This window comes from Pseudomonas sp. FP2196 (assembly GCF_030687715.1).
Taxonomy (GTDB): Bacteria; Pseudomonadota; Gammaproteobacteria; order Pseudomonadales; family Pseudomonadaceae; genus Aquipseudomonas.
In genome coordinates this window covers 1,080,414-1,097,955 of the sequence record NZ_CP117445.1, presented here as the reverse complement: position 1 = coordinate 1,097,955, position 17,542 = coordinate 1,080,414, and the positions used below count along the sequence as shown (strand labels likewise).

The 17,542-nt window shown below is 60.4% G+C and carries 15 protein-coding genes; 7 read left to right on the top strand and 8 right to left on the bottom strand.

Going from position 1 to position 17,542, the window contains the following annotated elements; genetic code table 11:
- Positions 1-88 precede the first annotated feature (88 nt).
- Both PSH79_RS04855 and PSH79_RS04850 read left to right on the top strand, forming a co-directional pair.
- On the top strand, positions 89-1,459 hold the full coding sequence (locus PSH79_RS04855) for an MFS transporter (RefSeq protein WP_305441506.1): 1,371 nt from the start codon (positions 89-91) through the stop codon (positions 1,457-1,459).
- Positions 1,456-1,854: a DUF4440 domain-containing protein gene (locus PSH79_RS04850; RefSeq protein WP_305441505.1), complete on the top strand. Its 399-nt coding sequence runs from the start codon at positions 1,456-1,458 to the stop codon at positions 1,852-1,854. The genes PSH79_RS04855 and PSH79_RS04850 overlap by 4 nt, the downstream gene beginning before the upstream one ends.
- 129 nt (positions 1,855-1,983) lie before the next feature.
- Here the strand turns inward: PSH79_RS04850 and PSH79_RS04845 are convergent, their stop codons facing one another.
- The 4 genes from PSH79_RS04845 to PSH79_RS04830 all read right to left on the bottom strand — a co-directional run bounded on the left by PSH79_RS04845 (position 1,984) and on the right by PSH79_RS04830 (position 6,871).
- Positions 1,984-2,850 carry an HlyD family secretion protein gene (locus PSH79_RS04845; protein WP_305441504.1) on the bottom strand — a complete coding sequence of 289 codons (867 nt, stop codon included), beginning with the start codon at positions 2,848-2,850 and terminating at the stop codon, positions 1,984-1,986.
- Positions 2,851-2,875: 25 nt separating this feature from the next.
- Complete coding sequence (locus PSH79_RS04840) at positions 2,876-3,076, bottom strand: DUF1656 domain-containing protein (protein WP_007914106.1); 201 nt, start codon at positions 3,074-3,076, stop codon at positions 2,876-2,878.
- Positions 3,066-5,258, bottom strand: coding sequence for an FUSC family protein (locus PSH79_RS04835; RefSeq protein WP_305441503.1), 2,193 nt, complete (start codon positions 5,256-5,258; stop codon positions 3,066-3,068). Before PSH79_RS04835 ends, PSH79_RS04840 begins: the two co-directional genes overlap by 11 nt.
- A gap of 113 nt (positions 5,259-5,371) precedes the next feature.
- Positions 5,372-6,871, bottom strand: a complete 1,500-nt coding sequence (locus PSH79_RS04830) for an efflux transporter outer membrane subunit (RefSeq protein WP_305441502.1) — start codon at positions 6,869-6,871, stop codon at positions 5,372-5,374.
- 288 nt (positions 6,872-7,159) lie between these two features.
- Here PSH79_RS04830 and PSH79_RS04825 point away from each other — a divergent pair, with 288 nt between their 5' ends.
- The 4 genes from PSH79_RS04825 (at position 7,160) to PSH79_RS04810 (ending at position 11,274) form a co-directional block, all read left to right on the top strand.
- Entirely contained in the window at positions 7,160-8,128 is a 969-nt protein-coding gene (locus PSH79_RS04825; protein ID WP_103305180.1) for a LysR family transcriptional regulator, read from the top strand.
- Between the two features lie 407 nt (positions 8,129-8,535).
- Positions 8,536-8,910, top strand: a complete 375-nt coding sequence (locus tag PSH79_RS04820; RefSeq protein WP_305441500.1) for a DUF6124 family protein — start codon at positions 8,536-8,538, stop codon at positions 8,908-8,910.
- A gap of 730 nt (positions 8,911-9,640) precedes the next feature.
- Positions 9,641-10,615 (top strand): D-glycerate dehydrogenase, encoded by a 975-nt coding sequence (locus PSH79_RS04815; RefSeq protein WP_305441499.1) that lies wholly within the window; start codon positions 9,641-9,643, stop codon positions 10,613-10,615.
- A 149-nt stretch (positions 10,616-10,764) separates the two neighbouring features.
- Complete coding sequence (locus PSH79_RS04810; RefSeq protein ID WP_305441498.1) at positions 10,765-11,274, top strand: DUF2165 family protein; 510 nt, start codon at positions 10,765-10,767, stop codon at positions 11,272-11,274.
- Positions 11,275-11,293: 19 nt separating this feature from the next.
- Here PSH79_RS04810 and PSH79_RS04805 read toward each other — a convergent pair whose 3' ends face one another.
- Positions 11,294-12,196, bottom strand: a complete 903-nt coding sequence (locus PSH79_RS04805) for a DMT family transporter (protein WP_305441497.1) — start codon at positions 12,194-12,196, stop codon at positions 11,294-11,296.
- Positions 12,197-12,335: 139 nt separating this feature from the next.
- On the opposite strand from PSH79_RS04805, the gene PSH79_RS04800 reads away from it, so the two are divergent.
- A complete protein-coding gene (locus PSH79_RS04800) occupies positions 12,336-13,211 on the top strand; it encodes an AraC family transcriptional regulator (protein WP_305441496.1) in 876 nt (291 codons plus the stop codon).
- A gap of 143 nt (positions 13,212-13,354) precedes the next feature.
- Here PSH79_RS04800 and PSH79_RS04795 read toward each other — a convergent pair whose 3' ends face one another.
- The 3 genes from PSH79_RS04795 to PSH79_RS04785 all read right to left on the bottom strand — a co-directional run bounded on the left by PSH79_RS04795 (position 13,355) and on the right by PSH79_RS04785 (position 17,541).
- A complete protein-coding gene (locus PSH79_RS04795; RefSeq protein WP_305441495.1) occupies positions 13,355-15,784 on the bottom strand; it encodes a TonB-dependent receptor in 2,430 nt (809 codons plus the stop codon).
- A gap of 204 nt (positions 15,785-15,988) precedes the next feature.
- Entirely contained in the window at positions 15,989-16,978 is a 990-nt protein-coding gene (locus PSH79_RS04790; protein ID WP_305441494.1) for a FecR domain-containing protein, read from the bottom strand.
- The gene (locus tag PSH79_RS04785; RefSeq protein ID WP_305441493.1) at positions 16,975-17,541 is read right to left on the bottom strand and encodes an RNA polymerase sigma factor; all 567 of its coding nucleotides are present in this window, start codon (positions 17,539-17,541) and stop codon (positions 16,975-16,977) included. The genes PSH79_RS04790 and PSH79_RS04785 overlap by 4 nt, the downstream gene beginning before the upstream one ends.
- Between the last annotated feature and the right edge of the window lies 1 nt (position 17,542).

Here is a 17,542-nt window from a genome sequence, read left to right as displayed (position 1 = left end):
AATAATTTTGACAAACTAGCAGGCAAACCAGCGTTTCCCTAACGCCTGAAGCGCCCTACCCTGCACCTCTCATTACAGGGAAGCTGCCATGGCCTATCGCTCAAAAGTCGCGCTGGTGTATCTGTTCGGGTTCGCCCTCGACCTGCTGAACATGTTCGCCGCCAGCATTGCCTACCCGGACATCGCCCGGGAATTGCAGGCATCGGTGACGCAATTGGCGTGGATCACCAACGCCTACATGCTCGGGCTGACGCTGATCATTCCGATGAGCGTGTGGCTGGCAGCGTGGTTGGGCGAGCGCCGTCTGATCCTCGGTTCATTGCTGATATTCGGGATCGCCTCCGGTCTGGTCGGCCAGGCCGGGTCGATTGAAAGCCTGATTGGCTGGCGCCTGCTGCAAGGGCTCGGTGGCGGGTTGTTGCTGCCGGTGGGTCAGGCCTTGGCTTATCGGCAATACCCCGCAACGCAACGCGCGCACCTCACCGGCGTGGTGCTGCTGGTGGCGCTGATGGTGCCGGCCCTGTCGCCAGCGGCGGGCGGCCTGATCGTCGAAGCGCTGTCGTGGCGCTGGATTTTCTACCTGAATATGCCCATGGCGCTGCTGGCTTTCGGACTGGGTCTGCTCTGGTTGAAAGCGGATCGGGCCAGCCGTGAACGTCCGACCCTGGATATACGTGGCCTGCTGCTGGCCGTGTCCGCCTTGAGTCTGTTGTTGATTGCCGTGAGTCTGGCGAGTGCGTCCGCGACCCGAAATCTGGCAGGTGGCGTGCTGTTGCTCGGCGTCATGACGTTATGGTTTTACCTGCGTGATGGCTGGCACAAACCCGGCGCGGTGCTCGACCTGCAACTGATCAAGAGTCCGTCGCTGCGCCTGGCAATGCTGATCTACCTGTTTGTGCCCGGCGTCTTTACCGGCACCAACATGATTGCCGTGTTGTACCTGCACGACCTCGGTTTCGGCGCAGCGAAAACGGGGGCGCTGATGCTGTCCTGGGCGGCAGCCTCGGGCGTGGCGATCATGCTGGGCAAACGCAATTTCAACCGTATCGGCCCCAAGCCATTGTTGATCGCCGGCATGCTTTTGCAGTGCCTGGGCATTGTCCTGCTGATGCGTATCGAACAACCCGCCGCCGCCCCGCTGATCGTCGCCTACGCCCTGATGGGACTGGGCGGCAGCCTGTGCAGCGTCACCGCGCAGACCCTGGCCTTTGTCGGCATGGCGCCGGAAAAGATGGGGCACTCCAGTGCCCTGTGGAACATCAATCGCCAGCTCGGTTTCTGCCTCGGCGCGGCGCTACTCAGTTCGCTGTTGGGCGCAGTGGGCGCCAACGGTTTCCAATACTGCTTTCTCGCCGCCGCGCTGCTGACGCTGTTGCCCATGGTCGCCGTGCTGCGTTTCGATGCAACGAAAGTGCTCGCCCTGCTGAGCACTGCTTCCCTTCAGGAAAAATCCTCATGACTGACTACAAAGAATATTTTGACGAAGTGATTCAGGCGCACGAGGCCATCGAAAGCTGGTTTTCCGTGGAACAAGACAACGCCGCACTGGAGCAATTACTGACACATTTTTCGCCACGCTTTTCCATGGTCACGCCGCTGGGCCGCGCTGTGGATTTCGAGGCCTTGCGAGCGCTGTTCCAAGCGACGGGCGGGAAGAAGAAAGGCTTCAGAATCCAGCTCGGCGAGCTGCGCGCGATTGCGTTGCATGCGCACGGCGCGACGCTGAGTTATCGCGAGCAGCAGACTGATGCGAGCGGGTTGCACACGGATCGACGGTCGACGGTGGTGTTTGAAAAAGCCCCGGCCGGACGGGTGCTGTGGCTGCATTTGCAGGAGACGTTTTGCAGCGAATGACAGTTCGGCAGTTCGCCGAAAGACCGAGTGGCTCCTGTCGCGAGCAGGCTCACGCCTACAGCGGATCTTCGGTGTGACACAGATCCAGTGTAGGCGTGAGCCTGCTCGCGATTCAGTCAACGCGGTCGGTCAGTTATCCACAACGGCCTGCCGCACCACCACCGTACAAGTAATCCCCGCCGCCAACAAAACACCCTCCGGCACTTCATCAATGTGAATGCGCACCGGCACTCGCTGCGCCAATCGCACCCAGTTGAAAGTCGGGTTCACATCGGCGATCAGCTCGCGGCTTTCCGGGTTGTCGCGGTCATAGATGCCGCGTGAAATGCTTTCCACGTGGCCCTTCAAGACTTCGCCGCTCATCAACTGCATGTCGGCCTTGTCACCCACGCGCACATGCGGCAGTTTGGTTTCTTCAAAGAAGCCGTAAACCCAGAACGAATTCATGTCGACCACGGCCATTTTCGCCTCACCAATGCGCGCGTAGTCGCCGCGATGCACGTTGAGGTTGGTCACATAGCCGTCCACCGCCGCGCGCACTTCGGTGCGTTTGAGGTTGAGTTCGGCGGCTTCCAGTTGCGCCTGCGCGTGTTGGTAGTCGGCCAGTGCCGCCTCGGCGATATTGCTGGCGTCGTCGCGGTTTTCCTTGGAGATCACCAGGTTGTCCAGATCGGCGCGGCGATGGGCGTTGACCTTGCGCATCTCCCATGTCGACTTGCGCGAAGCGACCAGCGACTGCGCCTGTTTCACGGCGATGCGGTAGTGCTCGGGGTCGATCTGCATGAGCAAATCGCCCTTCTTCACCAATTGGTTGTCCCGCACCGGTACGTCTATCACTTCACCGGTGACGTCGGCGGCGACGTTGATGATGTCGGCACGCACCCGACCGTCGCGGGTCCACGGCGTGTTCATGTAATGCACCCACAAGGTCCGGCCAATCCACAGCGCAAGGGCCAGCACCAGCAGGGTCGCGAGCAGGCTGAAAAACTTTTTCATCAGAGCCTTCTTCAGAGATAGAGAGTCAACGGTAAACCGTCAGCGCCATCGCGCCGAACAGACAGGTAAACAGGCTCAGGCGCAGCAGCGCCGGGTGCCAGAAGAAGCGGTACAGATCGAAGCCCGACAAGAACCGATCCACCGCCCAGGCCAATGCGGCAGCGATGAAAAACATCAGGGTCATGGTCGGCATGTACACGCCGTGGAAGGCGATTTCACGAGGCATGGGCAAGTCCTTCAGGCCTGGCGGGAGCAAAAGCGGCCAGCGGTGATTGCGGGTCAAGCAACGAGGTGCGGATGAAGTGCAGATAGCTCTTCACCCGGCGCAGGGCGGAGGTGTCGAAGTGCGGCGCGAACGGTTCGTCAGTGGCGGCGACACGGCTGATCGCATGATCGACCGCCACCAGCGCGCGCTCCAGATTGCTTGAGTTCGGTTGCAGAAAAAGCCGCACCAACGCCCGGCCCATCACACGGATCGCCTGCCGCCACGGCTGCGATTCGGCGTATGCCGGGTGCACCGGCAGAATCGCCTGTTCCTTGCGCAATTCGATGATCGCGTGGCCGACTTCCAGCACCACGAACATCCAGCGCAGCAGGTTCTTCTGCACCTTCGGCTCACCGGCCGCCAGACCGTAGGCCTGATGCAGCAAGTCGCGGGTGCGGCTCTCGAAACTCGACGCCAGGCCCTTGAGTTTGCCACTGATCGCATAGACCACTTGGCCACGCAGATCCTGCTCCAGGCGGCGCCACAACCAGCGACTGTTGGGCGGCAAAATAATCGCGCCCGCCGCCGCGCACACCAGCATGCCCATGACCATGGCGATGTAGTCGTTGATAAAGGTGTAGGGGTTGTAGATCGTCAGGTTGTCCGGCACCGAACCGGTGCTGAAGAAGATCAGCAAGCCGAGACCGACACCTGCGTATTGCGGCCGAGAGGCAAGGAACGAACCGAGCACGATCACCGGCGCGAGCATCACGCACAGCAGTGGGAAACCGTCGATCCACGGAAAGATGAAAAACATCTCGACGAAGCCGATCAGCGCACCAAGGAAAGTGCCGCAAGCCATCTGAAAGGCCATGCGTTTCGGGTTCGGCGTGGCAGCGGACAGGCCCACGGTGGCGGCGGCGATCAGGGTCATTGTCGCGCCACTCGGCCACGCGGTGGCGACCCAATAGCTGCCCAGCACGATCAGAATGAACGAGGCGCGAATCCCCGACGCGGCCGCCGCCCACCAGTTGGTTTGCGGGGTGAACGGCTCGTCCCAGCGCTCACGTTCGTGGCGGTGATCGGCCAGGGACGCATGGGTTTGCGCGTAACCGTGCAGATCGTCGACGAAGCGATAGAGCAATTCATACGCGGTGTGGAAATCCAGTTGCTCGGCGTCGCTCGGCTCGCTCTCCTGAAAGATTGCGCGCAGGCTGCGCACCCGCGCCGGCAAGCCTTCCTTGTAGGTCGCCAGCGCCGTCGCCAGCCGTGCAGCATCGGGGCTGGTCAGTGCCCGGCCGCTGAAACCGTCGAGGACTTCGGCCAGATCCTGCAGACCCGGTCTGATCGCCGCCACAACGTGTTCTTCACCATTGCCGCGCAAGCGTTCCAGCAACTGATGCAAGGCATTGAAGCGCGTGGTGATGCCCATGAACTCGCTGTTCAAACGGCTCAGTCGACCATTGCGCCGACGCATGTGCGGGTCTTCGAACACAGTCACGCTGCGCAGCCCTTCCAGCCCCACCGCCTCGGCGATGAAACGCACGTTGCTCGCTTCAAAAGATTCGGTTTTGCTGCGTCCGCGCAAGCCATCGGTGACGAACATCGCGAACACGCCGAAGCGCTGGTACAAGGCGTTGCGCATCGCTGCGCTGGCGGTTTGCGGCAAGATCGCGGCGCTGATTACGGTGGCGCAGAGAATCCCCAGCGAGATCTCCAGCACGCGCCACACCGCCGCCATGAAAGCACCGTCCGGGTGGGCCAGCGCCGGCAAACCGACCATCGCGGCGGTGTAACCGGCCAGCACAAAACCGTAGGCGCGGAAGTTACGGCAACGCGCCGCGCCAGCCGAGCAGATGCCGACCCAGATCGCCAACGAGCCGAGGAACAGCTCGGTGTTTTGCGCGAATAGCGAAATCAGCGTGACCATCATCGCCGACCCGGCCAGCGTGCCGAGAAAGCGATAGAAACTCTTGGCGAACACCTGACCGCTTTGCGGCTGCATGACGATGAACACGGTGATCATCGCCGTGCGCGGCTGCGGCAATTCCAGACGCATCGCCAGCCACAGCGTGAGGAACGCAGCGATCAACACCTTGAAGATATAGACCCAGGTCACGCCGTCACTGCGTGCCCAGTCGAAGAAGCCCCGACGCCATTCCAGGGAGTAGAGCCAGCGCAGAGGTGCGGGCAAGGGAGTCATTAAATCTTGCTCAATGAATGAGGATTGAAGAGTTTTCTGTGCCGAACATTAATCTTTGTGGTGAGGGGATTTATCCCCTCGCCACAGGTTTGCGCATGTCATGAGTTGTTTGTTCACCGCAAAAGGGCCGGAGTTTTCGGGGCTTGGGTTTGCTCGGCAGTCGGCACGTCATTGCCGGCGCCAAGTCCGCCACCCAGAGCTGTCACCAACTCGGCATGCGCAGTCAACCGCGCCGCCTGCACCTGCTGCTGCACTTGCTGCTGCTTGAACAACAGCGTCTGCGCATTGAGCACGTTGAGGTAATCGGTGAGGCCGCGTTGATAGGCAATCATCGCGATGTCGTAGGTCTTCTGCGCCGTGGCCACGGACTCGGCGGCGAAGCCTTGCTGCTTGTCCATCGATTCGCGACGGATCAACTGGTCGGAGATGTTCTTCAGTGCGTTGATCAGCGTCTGGTTGTAGTGCGCCACGGCGATGTCGTAACCGGCCGACGCTTCGCCCAACTCGGCCCGCAATCGCCCGCCATCGAAGATCGGCAGCGAGATCGCCGGCCCGACGTTGTAGTTGAGTTTCTTGCCGGTCAAAAACTCCAGCGCACCGCCGCCGGTGGCCATGTAACCGAGGCTGCCGACCAGATCAACGTTGGGATAGAAACCGGCGTGCGCCACATCTATCCCGCGCGCCTGCGCCGCCACTTGCCAGCGACTGGCGACCACATCAGGGCGCTGGCCGAGCAGTTCGGCGGGCAGTGCCGACGGCAACTTCAGCGCCGCGCCAAGCGACAGCGTCGGACGCTGCAACTGCGCGCCCGCGCCCGGACCTTTGCCGGCCAGTGCGGCGATCTGGTTGCGGCTCAGGGCGATCTCTTCGTCCAGCGCATCGATTTGCCGATGAGTTTCCGGCAACGGCGTTTGCGCCTGGCTGACTTCGAAATGCGTGCCGATCCCGCCGTCCAGGCGTTTCTGCGCCAAGTCGAGAATCTGCTGTTGCTGTTTGAGCGTCGCGGCAACGATGTCGCGCTGGGCGTAGTGCAGCGACAGCTCGATGTAGGCGCGCACGAGGTTGTTCTGCAATTCGAGCTGCGCCTGCCGCGCTTCAGCAGCGCTCATGTGCGCCAGATCCACCGCGCGTTCACTGGCATTGCTTTCGCGTCCCCAAAGGTCAAGCGCGTAGCTGAAACCCAGTGCGGCGTTGTTGTCCCAGGTGGTGGTGTTGGCCAATTCGCCAGGACCGTAAAACTGATCGGTCGGCCAGTTGTGGCGCTTGAGGGTCGACTCGCCATTGACCTGCAGCGACTCGGCAGCTTCGGCGACGCCAGCCATCGCCTTGGCCTGACGCACTCGTGCGGCGGCCATGGCCATGCTCGGGCTGCCTTGCACGGCGAAGTCGATCCAGCGGTTCAGTTGCGGGTCGCCGTAGGCTTGCCACCACTGTGCGGTGGGCCAATTGGCGTCACGGGCGGCGTCGGCGATGGCGTCGTCGGTGGCCAGTGCATTGGCCTCCAACGCCGTGCCCTGCGGGGCAATTCCTCCGGTACCGATGCAGCCGCTGAGAGCCAGGGAAAAAGCCAGAACACTGAGCGGCAAAAGCGCTCTGTTGATGCGACGCGGCACAGCTGCGAATTCCTGAGAGAGGGGTAGATCGAGGACCTGTGTAGGAGCTGCCGCAGGCTCGGGCCGCGATCGGACGATCTTTTGATCGTGATTCCCTTAAAACAAAATCAAAAGATCGCAGCCTGGCAGCTCCTACAGGGAACGGCGCAATTCTATGGGGCAGCCTGAACGGCGATAAGCTGGGAATCCTGTGAATCTTTGTTACCGTTAACGAGATAATCCCTTGGTCGGGGGTCTCAGCCTCCGAAACTTCGTGTCACAATTTGCCATCTCCCTTGAGAGCACCCCATGGACACTTTGCAAAACATGCGCGCCTTCAGTTGCGTGGCCGAAGCCGGCAGCTTCACCGCCGCCGCCGTGCAGCTCGACACCACCACCGCCAACGTCTCGCGCGCGGTCTCCAACCTGGAAGCCCATCTGCAAACCCGACTGCTTAACCGCACGACACGGCGCATCGCCCTGACCGAAGCCGGCAAGCGCTATCTGCTGCGCTGCGAACAGATCCTCGCCTACGTCGAAGAAGCCGAGGCCGAGGCCAGCGAAGCCCACGCCCGCCCCGCCGGGCAGTTGAAAGTGCACACCATGACCGGCATCGGCCAGCACTTCGTCATCGATGCCATCGCCCGCTACCGCAAGACCCACCCGGACGTGACCTTCGACCTGACCATGGCCAACCGCGTGCCGGACCTGCTCGATGAAGGCTACGACGTCTCCATCGTGCTGGCCCGCGAACTGCCGGACTCCGGTTTCGTCTCGCAACGCCTGGGCATCACTTACAGCATCGTCTGCGCCTCGCCGGCCTACGTGAAAGCCAACGGCTGCGCACAAAAGCCCAGCGACCTGCTCAACCACGCCTGCCTGCGCCTCGTCAGCCCGGTGATCCCGCTGGAAAAATGGGCGTTCGATGGCCCGGAAGGCCAGGAAATGGTCACCATCAACAGCTCGCCATTTCTGGTGAACTCGGCAGACGCGATGAAAACCGCGATCACCAGCGGCATGGGCGTCGGCGTGTTGCCGGTGTACGCGGCCATCGAAGGCTTGCGCAACGGCACGCTGGTGCGCGTGATGCCCAACTACCGCTCGCAGGAACTGAACCTGTACGCGATCTACCCATCGCGGCAATACCTTGATGCAAAGATCAAGACGTGGGTCGAATACCTGCGCGGCTCGCTGCCGGAAATCCTCGCGGCACACCAGGCAGAACTGGCCGCCTACGAACTCAGCGGCAGCCTCGCCGGCGCCCGCGTCGCCAACTGACGTTAAACAAAACGCGCCTCCTGTAGGAGCTGCCGCAGGCTGCGATCTTTTGACCTTGATGTTTAAAAATCAAAAGATCGCAGCCTACGGCAGCTCCTACATTCAGGGGATTTCGCGGATATTTCCGACGTGTTTTGCAGGTTGCTCGTCGGAAGTGCGGTGGATAGGGTTTGGGGGTCGCTGACGAATCAGCGACCGGGTCTGGAAAACCCGCAGGATCACAGCACATGACATAATGCCGCGCTTTTTCAGCGCCGGTGTTTGAGTTATGGCGGCTGTACGTGGGAGACCTTCGGGTCTGCCGGGTTTGATCCTTTGCCGGTTTTTCCAGTCCGCGTACAGCTGCCACCCCTTTCGCCTGGAAAACGAAACATGGCAGCTCCATTTCCATCTAAAGGATCTTTGTCATGAAAAAGCCAACACCCAATCCGCCCGAAGCGGATAACACCTCACCCTACGAATCTTCCGGTTCAAAGAAATTCCACGAAGCCGCCGAGCGAGCGCTCGACCACTACTTCAAACCCAACGAGTTGACGTTGCGCTTCCACAAACCCAGCACCATGTTCCAGGTCGCACCGGGCCAAGACAACGAAAGCCTCCTCGTCCACGCCTGCGAATCACTGGCGCAAGCCAGCCTCATGAGCAGCGATATCGCCGCCTACGTCGACTTGCCACAGCGCCGTGTCATTCTGGCGATCCAGCAAATCATCATGCTCGCGGAACTGGCCGTGAATCGCGTACTGGATAACCACGAAATCCCCCAATCCCCGCCACACAGCTAACCCCTTGTAGGAGTGAGCCTGCTCGCGATTGCAGGCTCACATTCAACATCGTTGGTGCCTGACACACCGTCATCGCGAGCAGGCTCACTCCTACAATTTGAATCGCATGCAACCTGCTAAAAATCGGTCGGCTATCAGGCCGCCATCGCTGGCAAGCCAGCTCCCACAGTTGAAATGAGCACACCCGCCAAAGACCGGTCGGCTGTCAGACCGCCCACAGCAAAACAACAGCAAGATCAAAAGATCGCAGCCTGCGGCAGCTCCTACAGAAGTGACCAATTCAACCCGCACGCGGCGAATGCCGCCCCACTCAACAGGATGAGCGCAAGCTCGGCTACCGCTCTTGATCTTGATCCACGGGCGACATCGGAAGGCTGAGCGGAGGGATTGATCCGGGGGTGGGAGCGCAGCGACCGTTTGGCGAAGCCAAACACAGCGAGAGGAGGTGCAGCGAAGCAAACCGTAGACGCTGCGCCCGGATCGATCCCGGAGCGAAGGAACCCCGAGCCCCAGCGAGCGGGCCGTACGTAGGAGCAAGCCTTTTTGGTTACTTTTTCGGCGTTTGGAAAAAGTGACCCGCCGTAAGGGCGGAACCCTAATCAGCAACACCCCAAGCAACGGATATACACCCAACCCCCCCAAGAACATGGTCGGCCCAGAGGCCGCCAAGACAACCCAAAACAGAAATGTTAGCTTGCTTGGCATCAAGCCCGAACAAGAGCCAAAAACGATGAAAAAAACTGTCCTGGCCTTCAGCCGCATCACCCCCCCAATGATCGAACGCCTGCAACAAGAGTTCGACGTCATCGTCCCCAACCCAAAAAACGGCGACATCAACGCCCAATTCAACGAAGCCCTGCCCAACGCCCACGGCCTGATCGGCGTCGGCCGCAAACTCGGCAAAGCCCAACTCGAAACCGCCACCAAACTGGAAGTGGTCTCAAGTGTGTCGGTCGGCTACGACAACTACGACCTCGACTACTTCAACGAACGCGGGATCATGCTCACCAACACCCCGGACGTGCTCACCGAAAGCACCGCCGACCTGGCCTTCACCCTGATCATGAGCAGCGCCCGCCGCGTCGCCGAACTCGACGCCTGGACCAAGGCCGGCCAATGGCAGGCAAGCGTCGGCGCCCCGCTGTTCGGCTGTGACGTGCATGGCAAAACCCTCGGCATCGTCGGCATGGGCAACATCGGTGCCGCCGTCGCCCGCCGTGGCCGGTTCGGTTTCAACATGCCGATTATCTACAGCGGCAACAGCCGGAAAACGGAACTCGAACAAGAACTCGGTGCGCAATTTCGCAGCCTCGACCAACTGCTCGCCGAAGCCGATTTTGTCTGCCTGGTGGTACCACTCAGCGACAAAACCCGTCACCTCATCAGCCAGCGCGAACTGGCCCTGATGAAGCCAAGCGCGATTCTGGTCAACATCTCCCGCGGCCCGGTGGTCGATGAACCCGCGCTGATCGAAGCCCTGCAAAACAACCGCATCCGGGGCGCCGGCCTGGACGTTTACGAGAAAGAACCGCTGGCCGAGTCGCCGCTGTTCCAGTTGAAAAACGCCGTGACCCTGCCGCACATCGGCTCGGCCACCCATGAAACTCGCGAAGCCATGGCCAATCGCGCCCTCGCCAACCTGCGCAGCGCGCTGCTCGGCGAACGCCCGCAGGACTTGGTCAACCCGCAAGTCTGGCGCGGATAAAAAAATACGGGCAAGTGCAACATCGCACTTGCCCGTTAGTTATCGCCATACACAACTTGAAATTGAACAACAAACCAAATTAAACAACAGCGTTATAAGCTCCTCCCCGACTGTCGAATGACCGGCAAGCGCTACGGAGAGCCAAAACCTTGAACACCCTGACAACCGACAAACTTATTCGCTACAGCAAAGTTATATTGATGGCTTACATCAGCTTCTTTGGGCTGCTGGTAATGATCCATAATTTCACCGACTATGACTCAAACTACACTTACGTGGCCCATATCCTGAGCATGGACACCACCACCGCCAGTGAAACCATAAAGTACCGAGCCATTGAATCGCCGATGATTCATCATCGGATCTATTGGTTCATCATCACGATGGAAGTCACTTATACGGTGCTGTGCCTGATAGGCACCTATCAACTATTTCGCAACATCAACGCCGCCGCAGAGATATTCCACGAGGCGAAAAAGTTCTCGATCATGGGCATACTGGCGGCAATATTCATTTATTACGTTTGCCTGCAAACCGTGGGTGTGGAATGGTTTGACATGGACACTTCTCAATCATGGAATGCCAAGGACTGGGCACGCCACATCGTTGATTTCATATTCCCGGTAATGATTTACATCACATTAAAAGTCGAGCGCTGAAGTTCAGCGCTCGTTTATTTCAAGCCAACTTTCCCAGTACCGGCGGCGCCACCGCTTTCGGTTTACGAAACACCAGCACGTTACCCAGCATCACCAATACCAGACCGACCAGCGCCGGAGCTGTCCACTGGTAACCCTCGGCAAACGCCGAGACGTTCAGCGCCACCACTGGGAACAGCACCGTGCAGTAAGCCGCACGTTCCGGCCCCATGCGCCCGACCAATGTCAGGTACGCAGTGAAACCGATCACCGAGCCCGGAATCACCAGATACAGCAGCGCACCGACGTAACGCGGCGACCAGTCCATGTCGAACGGAATGCCTTTGATCACACACCAAACCGACAGCATCGCCGCGCCGTAGGCCATGCCCCAGGCGTTGGTGGTCAGCGGCTTGAGACCAGCCTTCTGTTGCAGGCTCGAGAGCATATTGCCCGCCGAGAAACACAAGGTGCCGCACAGGGCCAAGCCAAGGCCAAGCAAGGTTTGCGCACTGGCGTGATGACCGGCCAGCTCTGGCCAAAACAACATGCCCAGCCCGAACAAGCCCAGCGCCCCACCCATCAGCACATTGCGGGCTATCCGCTGGCCGAAGAACACCCGCGCATTGAGGGCGTTCCACAAAGTTGCGGTGGAAAACACCACTGCCACCAGACCACTGGGAACCCACTGACTGGCGGTGAGAAAGCACATGAAGTTGACGCAAAAAAGGCACAAGCCCTGAGCCACGCAGATCAAATGGCCGCGCCGGTTCATCGGTTGCAAGCGACGGCTGAGCAACAGCAAAACGAACAGCACCAGCGCCGCGAGGCCGAAGCGATAGACGATCGACACCGGAATCGCCACCACGCCCAGCTGCCATTTCAGGGCAATCCAGGTGGTGCCCCAGATCAGCACGGTCAACAGATACAACGACAGATTCATGACGAACACTCCTTGACTGGCCTTGAGTGTCTGCTTCGGCAGGCGGCAGGCGCTTGCATAAACTTGCGCTTTTGTCGCCCGGCAGGCTGGCAGCGCCGGGGCTACGGAGTAGGATGCAAGGCGTTGAAGAGAACCGATCATGGCCGCCATCGATACGCTGCAAGTCTTTCAAGCACTTAACCGCTCGCCGAACGCACGCCTTGTGCACAGCGCCGAGCTCGGTGACGGCTTGTCTGCGGCTCTTTGGACCAATCATCACGATGCTCAGGAATACGAAGCGCCGAGCCATCACACGCTCTCGTGCTACATCGCTGGCGGCACCGGTACTTTTCGGCGCGGTCGGCCGGGCCACAAGGGCGGGCCGGACAAGTTGTGCATCCTGCCGGCGGATCACGAATCGGGTTGGGTCATCAACGGCGATATTCGCTTGGCCCACCTGTATTTCAGCGCCGAACAGTTTGCCCTCGGTTGCGTCACGCTGCTCGATCGCGAGCCGCGAGAGATGCAGTTGCGTGAGCAGACCTTTCTTGAAGACCCGCAACAGGCACAACGCTTTCGTCAGTTGCTGACGCTGAATTGGGACGAACCCGCCGAGCGTTTGCTGACCAGCAGCCTTGCCCATGAATTGATCAGTCATACCTTGCTCAGTCAGGTTGGTGCCCGGCAGGGTTTACGTTTGAAAGGCGGACTGGCGCCGCACCAGCGTCGGCAATTGGTGGAATTCATCGACGCACAGTTGGCCGAGCCGATCAGCCTCGGGCAATTGGCCGGGTTGTGTGCGTTGTCGGAATACCACTTTGCGCGGATGTTTCGCGTGAGCTTCGGCCTGCCGCCGCATCAGTATGTGCTGGCACGACGTTTGAGCCGGGCGCGGGAGTTGTTGCGCGGGACGGCGTTGCCGCTGGGAGAGATTGCACTGGCGTGCGGGTTTGCCAGTGCGAGTCATTTCACCAATCGCTTCAAGCAGGTGTTGGGGGGGACGCCCGGCGAATATCGGCAGGCGTTTTTGCGTTAGATCAGTGATTTTCGCTGTCTGTCAGGGCCTCTTCGCTGGCAAGCCAGCTCCCACAAAGTCTTCAGTCGCTCAAGAAATATGTGCTCGACCCAGAACCTTGTGGGAGCTGGCTTGCCAGCGATGAACGATGACGCGGTTGCGGATCAGAACTCCAGGGTGCTGGACAACGAAACCTGCCGCGAATCTCCCATCGAAACAAAGAACCGACTCGCCGCCGAGGTGTAATACGTGCGATCAAACAGGTTCTTCACATTGAGCTGAAACTTGACCTTCTGCCCTTCGACTTTGGTGTCGTAAGTAGCGAAGGCATCGGCCACGGTGTAGCTCGGCAGGTCGAAATCATTCACCGCATTCCCCGCACGCTCGCCGACATACCTCGCCCCCGCCCCCACGCGCAGTTGATCGCCGCCGAACACGCTGCCGAAGTCATAGACCGCCGTCAATGAGCCGCTGTTTTTCGCCACGTTTTGCAGGCGCTTGCCCTTGTAGGTCGGATCTTCAGTGACTTCGGCATCGGTGTAGGCGTAGCTGCCGATCATGCTCCAGCGGTCGCTGAGTTGACCGGTCATGTCCACTTCCAGACCGCGCGAACGCACTTCGCCGGCGGCGCTGTAAATCGTCGTCGGGCCTTCGGAGTTGGCGACCAGCACGTTGCGTTTCTTGATGTCGAACAGCGCGACATTACCGGTGATGCGCCCCGGCATATCCAGCCGCGCACCCAGCTCCCACGACTTGGCTTCTTCCGGCGCAATACTGCCGTCGAGCACAGTGCTGCTGCCGCTCAGCGGGGCGATGGTCGAGTTGGGTTTGAACGATTCGGTGTAGCTGCCATAGAACGACAGCTCGTCGGTGTAGCGATACACCAGACCGGCGCGCGGCACCCATTTCTGGCCATTGCTGTCGGTGTTGGCCTTGAATGGCACGCCTTTGCCGGCGTACTGGTCGTACTCCTGAAAGCGTCCGCCGGCGACCAGAATCCACTGTTCGTTGAGGTGGATCGAGTCCTGCAGAAATACCGAATCGCTGCGTAGCAAATCGGTCTGAGCACTGTCCGCCGGGCTGACTGTGGTGCCCTCGACTTCCCGGCCGTACACCGGGTTGGTGTAGCTGAACGTCGTCAGGCTTTTCTGGCGGATCAGGTCGGCGCGGTAGATCTTGCGGTACTCGTCATCAATGCCCATCACCAGGTCATGCTGCATGCCCAACACGTTGACTTTGCCTTCGAGGCTGGCGGTGGTGAAACGGTCGGTGCTGATCGCGCCGTGGGTGCCGTCCATGCTGCGGGTCAGCGTGCCTTTATTGGTGTCGATGGCCGTGATGCGTACCTGGCTGGCGTCGTAGGTTTCGCGGTTCCAGCTGTAGCCGAAGTGAGCCTTCCAGTCATCATTGAGTTCGTGATCGGCCTCGAAGTGATACAGATCCGATCGCCCTTCCATGTCGTTGAACGGCTCGTCGAGACGTTCCTTGCGCGAGATGTTCAGCGGGTGGTTGGTGCGTGGATCAATCACGGTGCCGCGATCAAATGGCGTGAGGAACTCGCGATGCTCGTAGCCGAACGACAGCTTGGTGCGTTCGCCGAACCATGCCAACGAAGGGGCGATCAGTGTTTCGCGATGGGTGCCGTAGTTGCGCCAGTAATCTTCGTCTTCGTGATCGAGCACCAGGCGATAAGCGAACCCGGATTCACCCAGCGCCCCCGTGCTGTCGAAGGTGCCGCCACTGCCGTTCTTGCCTTCGCCATAGGTCGAGCCGCGCAGGGTCAGCGCGTTGTATTGCTCAAGTTCGGGCTTCTTGCTGACGAGGTTGACCACCCCGCCCGGGTCCTGAATTCCGTAGAGCAAAGACGCCGGGCCTTTGAGCACTTCGACGCGATCCACTGTGGCGTTCATGCCACGGCCCTGCACGATCGGCATGCCGTCGCGCATGATCGAGCCGTTGCGGTTATCGCCGAAGCCGCGGGTCATCACCGAATCCTGCGTGCTGCCCAAGGTGTTGCCCTGAGTGATACCACTGACATTGGCCAGCGCGTCGTCGAGGTTGCGCGGCGCCTGATCGCGGATCACTTGTGCGGGAATGATATTGACGGTCTGCGGGATTTCCTGAAGCGAGGCCGATGAGCGCATCACCGAGCTGGTTTGCGGCGGCTGGTAACTCATGGACTCGTCACGCATCGAGGTGATGGTGGTGGCGCCAAGGTTCAGTGCACCTTCGGTAGGTTGCGGCTCCAGCGCCAGGGTGTGACTGTCAGTGCGACGGAAGCTCAGGCCGGAACCTGTGAGCAGACGTTGCAGCGCTTGCTCGGCACTCATCTGACCGTTGACCGCCGGCGCGGTGAGACCATACGGCGCTTCATCGGTGTAGACCACGCTTTGCCCGGTGACGCGACTGAAGTCGCTCAAGGCTTGCGGCAGTGGTTTGGCGGCCAGGGAGAAACTGAACTGCTTTTGCGCCTGGCTGCTGACGGCTTCAGCGGCGAGCGCCACGCTCATCGGCAGCAACGCCAATGCAGAAAAACTCAACGCTTGAGCGCCCAACCACTGTTTGACCGAACCCGATTTTGCCCTGGACTTCATTGCTCAATGACCTGTGTAGAACCGCAACGGATGCGAATGACTCGCAGTTTCAGTCACTACACGGATGGGGGTCGGGTTTACCTCACCACAATTTTGAAAATATTTTTGCGGTGTCTGAAATGAAGCTATCGCGAGCAGGCTCATTCCTACGGGGGACGCATTTCAAGTGTAGGAGTGAGCCTGCTCGCGATGGCACCAGTGCTCTCACCGCAGGATGATCAGTTGCCCCAGCACCTGATGCTGCTCAAACCCCATCACCCCTTGCAACGAACTCAGCACAGCCTGCGGATCCTTGCTCGGAAAACTGCCGCTGACCTTGCGTGCTGCCAGCTCATCGTTGAGCAAAACAATTCGTCCCGGGTAGTACCGACGAAGATCCTGCACCACATCCGCCAGCGTCGACTTGTAATAAGTCAGCCAGCCCTGACGCCACGCCAATTGTGCCTCGCTGTCGACGGTGTGGAGTTTTTGCGCCGCGCCATCGCCGTAAGCCACTTGCTGACTGGCCGTGAGAATCTGCTGTTCGCCATCGCGATCCGCCGTCACGCCAACGCGCCCGGACAACACCGTAACCTGCGCGCCATGGTCTTGAAGACGCACTTCGAATTGCGTGCCGAGCACCCGCGCCTGGCCCTTCTCGGCCTCGACTACGAAAGGCTCGCCTGTGTGGATAACACTGAAAAAACCGGCGCCGCGACGCAACTGCACATGACGCTCGCCCCGCCTGAAATCCACCGCGATAGCGCTGTCGGCATCCAGTGTCACTTGCGATTGATCGGCCAGAGTCACGGTGCGGATCTCGCCGGGTGCCGACACATAATCGGCGCCGAGATCATCGATCCAGCGCTGCGGCTGCCAACCCGTACCGAGGCTGACCATCAATAGCAGACACGCTGCCATCGCCAGCGCGCCGGACCAGCGCAGAACCTGTGGACGACGCGGACGATCCATCGCATCGAGGTAACCCTGCAACGCCAAGGCCCCCTCATCGGCCAGGGTTCGCGCCGGCCCTTCGCTCAACTCCCAGACCACTTGCGCCTGTGCGTAAGCCTCAGCGTGGGCCGGGTCGGCGCGCAGCCAGTGGCTGAAGGTGAGTTGATCGCCAGCACTCGGCCGGTCATGCAACAGGCTCAGCCATGCAAAAGCGGCCTGTTCCTGAGCGGGCGTCGGGTTGACGCGGTCGATATGCTTCACGGTGCTTTCCATGGCGTGCGTGGCGCGGGTTCGCGCAGGCTGGCCTTGCAGGCCTCAAGGGCGCGCATCATATGTTTTTCCACGGCGCTTTGGGACAGGCCCATGGCTTTGGCGATTTCCGCGTACTTGCGGCCGTGGATGCGATTGAGCAAAAAGATCTGCCGGGTGCGCTCGGGCAAGGCACGCAAGGCCGCTTCGACATGGCGCAGATCATTGCCGGCTTCGAGCGCGGCTTGCGGCTCGCTGCCGTGGCTGTCCGGCGCGTCGGGTTGCCAGCCTTCGTTGACGCGCACCCTCGCACCTTCGCTGCGCAGATGGTCGATGGCGATGTTGCCGGCACAGCGCAACAGGTAGGTGCTGAGCTCTTCGACCTGCACCAGCGGCCGACGCCAGAAACGCAGAAACAGATCCTGCACCAGATCCGCCGCCGTCGCCCGGCAACCGACGCGCCGGTTCACCAGCGCTTCCATCTGCGAACGTTGGGACAGGAATACCTGCAGAAAATGCGCACGCGCCCCGCGCGGCTCGTCGTCGCGGGATTCCGGAGGCAGACCGATCAGCACT

What these genes read in the sequence shown, in the direction of transcription:
- PSH79_RS04825 (WP_103305180.1), top strand. Translation starts at nt 7,160, where the DNA reads ATGGACACTTTGCAAAACATGCGCGCCTTCAGTTGCGTGGCCGAAGCC.
- PSH79_RS04850 (WP_305441505.1), top strand. Translation starts at nt 1,456, where the DNA reads ATGACTGACTACAAAGAATATTTTGACGAAGTGATTCAGGCGCACGAG.
- PSH79_RS04800 (WP_305441496.1), top strand. Translation starts at nt 12,336, where the DNA reads ATGGCCGCCATCGATACGCTGCAAGTCTTTCAAGCACTTAACCGCTCG.
- PSH79_RS04855 (WP_305441506.1), top strand. Translation starts at nt 89, where the DNA reads ATGGCCTATCGCTCAAAAGTCGCGCTGGTGTATCTGTTCGGGTTCGCC.
- PSH79_RS04805 (WP_305441497.1), bottom strand. Translation starts at nt 12,196, where the DNA reads ATGAATCTGTCGTTGTATCTGTTGACCGTGCTGATCTGGGGCACCACC.
- PSH79_RS04835 (WP_305441503.1), bottom strand. Translation starts at nt 5,258, where the DNA reads ATGACTCCCTTGCCCGCACCTCTGCGCTGGCTCTACTCCCTGGAATGG.
- PSH79_RS04845 (WP_305441504.1), bottom strand. Translation starts at nt 2,850, where the DNA reads ATGAAAAAGTTTTTCAGCCTGCTCGCGACCCTGCTGGTGCTGGCCCTT.
- PSH79_RS04840 (WP_007914106.1), bottom strand. Translation starts at nt 3,076, where the DNA reads ATGCCTCGTGAAATCGCCTTCCACGGCGTGTACATGCCGACCATGACC.
- PSH79_RS04820 (WP_305441500.1), top strand. Translation starts at nt 8,536, where the DNA reads ATGAAAAAGCCAACACCCAATCCGCCCGAAGCGGATAACACCTCACCC.
- PSH79_RS04815 (WP_305441499.1), top strand. Translation starts at nt 9,641, where the DNA reads ATGAAAAAAACTGTCCTGGCCTTCAGCCGCATCACCCCCCCAATGATC.
- PSH79_RS04795 (WP_305441495.1), bottom strand. Translation starts at nt 15,784, where the DNA reads ATGAAGTCCAGGGCAAAATCGGGTTCGGTCAAACAGTGGTTGGGCGCT.